We start from the raw sequence: 7639 nt of genomic DNA on the forward strand, positions 1-7639 counted from the left end.
CACTTGATGTGCTCCAGACGTGTCGGACCGGCGGGCCCGGCTCGCGGCGGGCCGTCAGTGACACTGATCCTATGGGACCGGACCGGGCGTGAAGCTGTACGGGGGCTCAGGGACGGGTCAGGAACCGCAGCGGGCGAGCTTGGCGGTGCTCTTGCCGTCGGCGATCGTCTGCAGGTCGGTGACCGCCTGGTCGAGGGTTGCGACGCTGTAGACGTCGAGTCCGTCCGGCACGTGCCCGACGACCTCGTCGCAGTTGTCCGCGGGGGCCAGGAAGACCGTCGCACCCGCGTCGGCCGCCCCGTAGAGCTTCTGGCGGATGCCGCCGATGGGACCGACCTCGCCGTCGGCGGTGATCGTTCCGGTACCCGCGACGTGCTTGCCGCCGTTGAGCTTGCCCGGCGTGATCTCGTCGATGATCCCGAGCGCGAACATCATGCCGGCGGACGGCCCGCCCACGTCCTGCAGCCGGATCGACACCTTGAACGGGAAGTCGTAGCGCTCGGTGACGCCGACGCCGAGCAACGCCGTGCCCTGCTCGCTGCGGGGCGTGACCCGGAGCTCCTTCGTCGCGCCGCCCCGCTCGACGGTGACGGTCGCGGGTCGCGAGGTGCCGTGCTGCGCGACGGCTTCGCGCAGGCTCGTGGCGTCGGCGTTGGTCGTGAGCGACTTGCCGTCGAACGCCGTGATCACGTCACCCTTCTCGATCGCGCCGTCCGCTGCCGAGCCCTCCTGCACGGCGCTGACCTCGAGCTCGGTCGGCAGGTCGTTCCCCTGCTGGATGAGCGCGGCTGCGACGGCCGACTGCTGCGACGCCTGCATGTCCGCGGAGTCACGCTCGTTGACCTGCTCGGTGGTGGTGCCGCTCGGGTAGATCGCCTCGACCGGGATCACCGCCTGCGACCGGGTGAAGATCGCGCGGATGACGCTGGTCCACGACGGGCGGTTCGTCGCGTCGCCCTGGATGCCGACGGTGAGCATGTCGAGGGCACCCGCCGTCGGGTACGTCTCGTGCCCGGAGACCTGGATGAGCTTGACGTCCTTCGCGTCCTTGCCGGTGCCCTGCTGCTGCGTGCCGATGGTGTTGTAGACCGGTCCGGGCACCTCGATGAGGTACGGACTGGGCAGCAGGCTCGCCAGCAGGCCCAGCACGACGGCGCCGATCAGGAACGCCCACCCGACCCTCCGGGCACGCGAGCGACGACGGGGCGCGGGGGCGAAGAGGGTCACGCGGGGTCCTTCCAGATGGGCACCCGCGCCTGGCGGCAGGGTGGTCGCCCACGCCTGGCAGCGGGGCTGTTCGCCCTGGGCGCAGCACTTCGGGCGTTCCCACGGGGGCATCCCAGGTGCGGCCCCGTGAGCAGCGATTAGCGTAGTCGGCATGCCTGATGAACCACAGCCGGGGCCGGACGACGACTTCCAGGAGATGCTGCGCAAGCTGCTCTCGGGCGAGGGGCAGATCGACCCGTCGCAGCTCGCCGGTGCCGCCGGTCTGCCGAACGACCCGGCCTCCGTGGCGAACCTGATGAGCCAGCTCCAGCGCGCCGCGCAGTCCGGCGGCGACGGCATCGACTTCTCGGCCACCGCCGAACGTGCAACCGCCATCGCCCGCGACGGCGGCCACGCAGTCGACCCGGCCACCTCGCAGGCGGCCGACCAGGCGTTCCAGGTCGCCGCACTGTGGCTCGACGAGGTGACGACGGTCGCCGAACTGACCGCAGCCCCGAGCCTCTACACGCGTGAGCAGTGGGCGAAGGCCACCACCCCGGTGTGGACGCAGATCGCCGAGCCCGTCGCCTTCAGCATCGCCGACGCCCTGACCGAGGCGATCGACCAGCGTGCGCCCGAGCAGCTCAAGGCGATGCTCGGGGACGTCTCGAAGGCGATGCGCGGCATCGGCGGAGCACTCTTCGCGATCCAGCTCGGCCAGGTCGTCGGGCAGCTCTCGAAGGAGGTCGTGTCCGGCGGCGACGTCGGCGTGCCGCTCCTCGACGAGCAGGTCGCCGCGCTCCTGCCGCAGAACGTCGCCGAGTTCGCCGAGGGCCTCGACGTCTCCGAGGACGAAGTCCGCATCTACCTGGCCGTCCGCGAACTCGCGCACGCCCGGCTCTTCCGGTCGGCACGGTGGCTCCGGCTGCACATCATCTCGTCGATCACGGACTACGCGCGGGGCATCCACATCCCGTTCGACCGCGTCGAGGAGCTCGCGGCCGACATCGACCCGACCAACCAGGAGCAGCTGCGCGACGCACTCGCCTCGGGTGCCCTCATCCCGCCGCGCACTGCCGAGCAGGACGCCGCACTCGCGCGGCTCGAGACGATGCTCGCGCTGGTCGAGGGCTGGGTGGACACGGTGACCGCCGCGGCGACCGTCCGTCTCCCCAAGGCCGGAGCGATCGCGGAGATGGTGCGACGTCGTCGGGCCGCCGGTGGCCCGGCCGAGTCGGCGTTCGCCACGCTGGTCGGCCTGGAGCTGCGTCCGCGCCGTCTGCGCGAGGCCGCGGCGATGTGGCAGCGGGTGACCGACGAGCTCGGTGCCGAACAGCGCGATGCCCTGTGGGCACACTTCGACCTCGTGCCGACCTCGGACGACGTCGACGCGCCCGACGCCCTCGTCGCACGGCTGCGGAACCCGTCGCAGACCGACGAGGACGACGCGTTCGACAAGGCACTCGAAGACCTGCTGAACGACTCGACCGGGGCACGCCCGCACGAGGACGAGTCCGGCCACGTGGCCGACGACCCCGAGGGCGGATCGGGCGACGGTCCAGGGGACCACACGGGCGACCAGCCCCGCTGAGTTCTCCACAGATCCGCTCCGTGACCCCACGCGTGCCGCCCACTCCGGCACCGTGGGGTCATGGGCATCCGCATCGATCCGACACTCGAGTTCGTCTGGCGTGACCCCGCCACGGTCCAGCTCGGGGTCGATCCCCCGCGTGCCGTCGTCGCCGTGCCCACCACCGGGGAAGAGCGGTTCCTCAACGGCCTCCGGCGCGAGACCGGGCACGACGTGCTGTCCGGCCTCGCGGTGGCATCGGGCTGCTCCCCGGAACGTGCGGCCGGGGTGCTCGGCGCTGCGTCGCCCGCAGTGGTCGAGGTCCTGCCCGAGCCGCTCGAACGCATCGAGGTGCACGGCCCCGGCGTCCTCGCCGACACCGTGGCGACGTTCCTCACCGGCGAGGGCGTGACGGTCAGCCGAACCACCTCCCCGGCCGGGGGTCCCATCACACTGCCCGACCCGGAACCCCGGCTCGCGGTGGTGGTGGCCGACCACGTGGTCGACCCGGCGCTCCGTGCCGCGTGGACCCGTCGTGGCGTGCCGCACCTGGCGGTCGTGGTGGGGGACGGCCGGGTCCGCCTCGGGCCGTTCGTCGTGCCGGGAGCCGGCCCCTGCCTGCAGTGCGCGGAGTACGCACGCGTCGACGACGACCCGGCCTGGCCGGCCATCGCGGCCCAGGTCTGGGGTCGGCACCCAGCGCCGCTGTCGCCGTGGCGGTCGGCGGCGGTGGCCGCAGCCACGGCACGGATGCTGCTGGAACGGCTCCCGCTCCGGACGCAACGTGCCGAGCCCGACCAGGTCGTCTTCGAGCGGGACGACCTGTCCGTCAGCCGTTCCCCGGTCCGGCCCCATCCGCGATGTGCGTGCCGAGCGCTGCCAGGAACCGACTCGGAGCCCGGGCTCCCCCACGCGTGGACCCCTGTTGCGACCACGTGATCGTGACGGATCGGCGGGCGCGGGTCAGCCCGACGTAGAACAGCCGTCGTTCCTCGTCCACCTCGGTGTCGGTCGACGCGTGCGAGATGGGCAGCAGCCCCTCGGCGGCGCCGGCGATGACCACGTGCGGCCACTCCAGACCCTTCGACGAGTGCAGCGTCGCGAGCGTGACGGCGTCGACCTCGGGTTCGTGGTGCGTCGCCGCGCGATCGACCAGGTCCTGGGTGAACTGCTGCATCGTCGTGCCCGCGGGGGCGTCCTCGGCCAGGCCCATGATGGCCTGCAGCGCCTCCCACTGCTCGCGCACTGCGCCCGTGCCCTCGGGCGGCGTCTCCGTCCAGCCGCTGACCTGCAGCACGAGCCGGACCCGTCGGGTCAGCTCGTCGTCGGTCTGCCGGATCGCCTCGCCGCGCATGTGGTGGACGGCGAGCTTGACCTCCGGGCGGTTGAAGAACCGCGTGCCGCCCTGCACCCGGTACGGGATCCCGTTCCGGCCGAGGGCGGACTCGAGCGCGGCGGACTGCGCCCCGACGCGGAAGAGCACGGCGCAGTCCCCGAAGGACGCGCCGGCCCCGACGAGCTCCGCGATCCGGCGGGCGATGGTCTGCGCCTCGTCACCGTCGTGGACGCAGGCCAGCACGACCGGGTCCGGGCCCGGTTCCTGGCTCTGGGCCACCAGGTCGAGCGCCCCGGGCTGACCGCGCATCAGCGTGTTCGCAGCGGACACCACCTCGCGCGTGGAGCGGTAGTTGCGTTCGAGCCGCAGGACCGATCCGCGCGGGAACTCCGACCCGAACCCGAGCAGGTAGTCGCTCGACGCCCCTGCGAACGAGTAGATGGTCTGACTGGCGTCGCCGACGACGCACAGGTCGTCGCGCCCGCCGAGCCAGGCGCGCAGCAGGTCGTGCTGCACCGGCGAGACGTCCTGGTACTCGTCGACGACGAAGAACCGGTACTGCTGCCGCACGTACGACGCCACACGGGGCTCGGACTCGACCATGCCGAGGGTCGCCAGCAGGACGTCCTCGAAGTCGAGCTGCCGCCGGTCGTCCTTCAGCCGCTCGTACGCCTTCATCAAGTCGATGACCCGGCGCGGCGTGGTGTCGCGCGGCATCACCCGGTCAGCGGCGGCGGCCTCGTACTCGTCGAGCGAGAGCATCTGCACCTTGCGCCACTCGACCTCGGCGGCCAGGTCGCGGAGCACCGGGGTGTCGACGTGCATGCCGACCGTGTCGGCGGCGTGCGCGATCATCCGCCCCTTGGACTCGACGATCTTGGGGGCGTGCCCGCCGACGGTGTCCGGCCAGAAGTAGCTGAGCTGCGCCATCGCTGCGGCGTGGAAGGTGCGTGCCTGCACCGTCCCGGCACCGAGCGCGCGCAGTCGCGACCGCAGCTCACCAGCGGCACGGCTCGTGAACGTCAGCGCGAGGACGTGGTTCGGGGCGTAGGTCCCCGTGGCGACCCCGTAGGCGATGCGGTGCGTGATCGCACGCGTCTTGCCCGTCCCGGCACCGGCCAGCACCGCGACCGGTCCGAGCAGTGTCCGGGCGACCGTCCGCTGCTCGGTGTCGAGCGCGGCGAGCAGTTCGTCGGGCGACGGCGGACGGGGTTCGACAGCCCCTGCGCCGGCTGTGCCGCGCGGACCGGCGACGCTCACGGCAGGTCCAGCGGCCCGCCGTACCACTCCTCGATGATGGCGCGGGCGATCGAGGTGCGTCCGGGCAGCAGCAGGGTGTCCCCGGCACGCTCGCGGATCTCGTCGCGCGAGAACCACCGCACGTCCAGGATCTCCACACCGTCGGGGCGGGCGGTCGTCGGGTCACCGCCCGCTGCACGCGCACGGAAGCCCACCATCAGCGACGCGGGGAACGGCCACGGCTGCGAGCCGAGGTACTCGGGCTCCTCGACGCGGACGCCGGATTCCTCCCAGACCTCGCGGCGGACGGCGTCCTCGAGCGACTCCCCCGGCTCGACGAACCCGGCGAGGAGCGAGTACCGGTCGGCGTCCCACGCGGCGTTCGAACCGAGCAGGATCCGGTCGTCGGCGTCGACCACCCCGACGATGATCGCCGCGTCGGTTCGTGGGAACAGGTCGTGCCCCTCCGGGTCGCGACGGACCCATCCACCGCTCACGACGGCGGTGGGCGATCCGGTGCGCGGGGAGAAGCCGTGCACTGCGTGCCAGTTGGCCATCGCGACGGCTTCGACCGCCAGTCCCTGGTCGCGCGGCGAGAGCTCGGTGCCGAACATCCGGAGGCTCTGCCAGGCGTCGTCGTCGGGTTCGATGGCGGTTGCCGACGCGCTGTCGATCAGCGCAGCGACGAAACGGGTCCCCGCCGCGGCGTCCGGGGCGTCCGAGACAGCTCGGCCGAGGTACAGGGTGACGGTCTCGACCGGGATCTGAGCCGCGGTCACGAAGCGCAGGGTCCCGTCCGCGTTCCGGAGCATCTCGGCGCCGCGGACAGGCAGGTACCGGGTGCGCTCGTCCTGGCGCAGGACGCGCTCGATGTCGTCGGCCGTGCGGAACTCGGCGTCGCGGTCGAGTTCGTTGCGGGAGAGCGGGAGCCGGGCGGCGAACTCGACGGTCACGGCGGGAGAGCTCCTCGGATCGGGTGCGGACGTGCAGGAGACGTGCGGTGGGCGTGCGGGCCGCCGAACAGCGTGGCGTGCAGCCGTGCACGCGTCACGCGCCTACCCTGAGGGGCATGGCGGGATCCCAGTTCACTCTAGCCGCGTTGGCGACGACGGCCGTTCCAGGTCTCCTCGTCACGGGCACGCGCACGCTCGGCTCGGCCGCGGCCGGCGACTACGAGTCGGCGCTCCTCCGCGACGCCGACGGCACCGAGATCGTCATCCGCCGCCCCCGGAACCAGCGCGCCGAGGCCCGCCAGTCGGCCGACCTCGTCGCAATCCGGGCGCTGAGCGCCGGGATCCGGACCCGCCTGCCGTTCGGCGTCGTCGAGTACCGCGGCCAGGCACCGATCGGATCGACGCGCGCCATCGTCACGACACGGTTGAGCGGGACCCACCCGACGCTCGCGTCACTCGTCGAGCACCCCGACCTCGCCACCAGCGTCGGCCGTGCCGTCGCCGCGATCCACCAGCTGCCGACGAGCTTCGTCTCCGACGCGGGCCTGCCCTCGCTCACGCCGTTCGAGGTGCTCCGGTCCGCCGTCTCGGTGATGGACCGTGCCGTCGCGACCAAGCTCGTCCCCGCCGCGCTCGTCGAGCGTTGGGAGGGCGCCGCACGCGACCAACAGCTCTGGCAGTTCACGCCGACCGTCGTGCACGGCTCGCTCGGCACCGGCGCCCTGCTCGTCGACGGTGACGCGGTCACGGGGATCCTCGACTGGGGCGAGCTGCGGCTCGGCGACCCGGCCAAGGACCTCGCCTGGGTGCTCGCCGGCCGTCGCGACGCGTTCGACACCGTCCTCAGTGCCTACGAAGCGAACGGCGGCGGTCGCGACCGCCAGCTCGCACAGCGTGCACGTGTGCACCACGAGCTCGAGACAGCGCACTGGCTGCTGCACGGCGTCCAGGCGAAGAGCACCGAGGTCGTCGACGACGCCGTCGCGATGATGCACCGCCTGGTCGACGCGGTGCACGCACCGAGTGCGGAGCCACTGCAGTCCGTGTCGCCGGAGACGATGGAGATCGGCGAGGTGGAGCAGCTGTTGTCCTCCACCGAGCGTCGCCACGGCTGACCTCGGATCACGCCGCCGAACGTCGGTCACGACTCCCCGCTCGGTTCCGCCGGGCGGTCACAGATCGTCGGCTGCGTCGCGTCCATCCGACGGTCTGTGACCGCTCGCTGCACCGAACGCGGGGTGTCGTGACCGGTTCCGGTCGTCGGCTCGCGTCCGGGACGCGACCGTCTGGAGGCCCGGTGCGGGTCCGGCGGACCGGCACCGGGCCTCCAGGGCG

At 72.5% G+C, this 7639-nt stretch carries 6 protein-coding genes; 3 read left to right on the forward strand and 3 right to left on the reverse strand.

Annotated features, from left to right (window positions below; all coding sequences use genetic code 11):
• Nucleotides 1-117: 117 nt before the first annotated feature.
• Nucleotides 118-1227 carry a PDZ domain-containing protein gene (locus H489_RS27825; protein WP_017887031.1) on the reverse strand — a complete coding sequence of 370 codons (1110 nt, stop codon included), beginning with the start codon at nucleotides 1225-1227 and terminating at the stop codon, nucleotides 118-120.
• 151 nt (nucleotides 1228-1378) lie between these two features.
• Between H489_RS27825 and H489_RS27830 the strand changes: the two genes are divergently transcribed.
• Nucleotides 1379-2797, forward strand: coding sequence for a zinc-dependent metalloprotease (locus H489_RS27830; protein ID WP_031259664.1), 1419 nt, complete (start codon nucleotides 1379-1381; stop codon nucleotides 2795-2797).
• A gap of 60 nt (nucleotides 2798-2857) precedes the next feature.
• Entirely contained in the window at nucleotides 2858-3715 is an 858-nt protein-coding gene (locus H489_RS36820; RefSeq protein WP_017887033.1) for a TOMM precursor leader peptide-binding protein, read from the forward strand.
• Here H489_RS36820 and H489_RS27835 read toward each other — a convergent pair.
• Nucleotides 3606-5372 (reverse strand): ATP-dependent helicase, encoded by a 1767-nt coding sequence (locus H489_RS27835; RefSeq protein ID WP_017887034.1) that lies wholly within the window; start codon nucleotides 5370-5372, stop codon nucleotides 3606-3608. The two genes, H489_RS36820 and H489_RS27835, sit on opposite strands and share 110 nt — an antisense overlap.
• On the reverse strand, nucleotides 5369-6304 hold the full coding sequence (gene nudC / locus H489_RS27840; RefSeq protein WP_017887035.1) for an NAD(+) diphosphatase: 936 nt from the start codon (nucleotides 6302-6304) through the stop codon (nucleotides 5369-5371). Before nudC ends, H489_RS27835 begins: the two co-directional genes overlap by 4 nt.
• 116 nt (nucleotides 6305-6420) lie before the next feature.
• On the opposite strand from nudC, the gene H489_RS27845 reads away from it, so the two are divergent.
• Nucleotides 6421-7419 carry a phosphotransferase gene (locus H489_RS27845; RefSeq protein WP_031259667.1) on the forward strand — a complete coding sequence of 333 codons (999 nt, stop codon included), beginning with the start codon at nucleotides 6421-6423 and terminating at the stop codon, nucleotides 7417-7419.
• The last annotated feature ends 220 nt before the right edge of the window (nucleotides 7420-7639 follow it).

The sequence above is a fragment of the Curtobacterium flaccumfaciens UCD-AKU genome, assembly GCF_000349565.1.
Lineage (GTDB): Bacteria > Actinomycetota > Actinomycetes > Actinomycetales > Microbacteriaceae > Curtobacterium > Curtobacterium poinsettiae.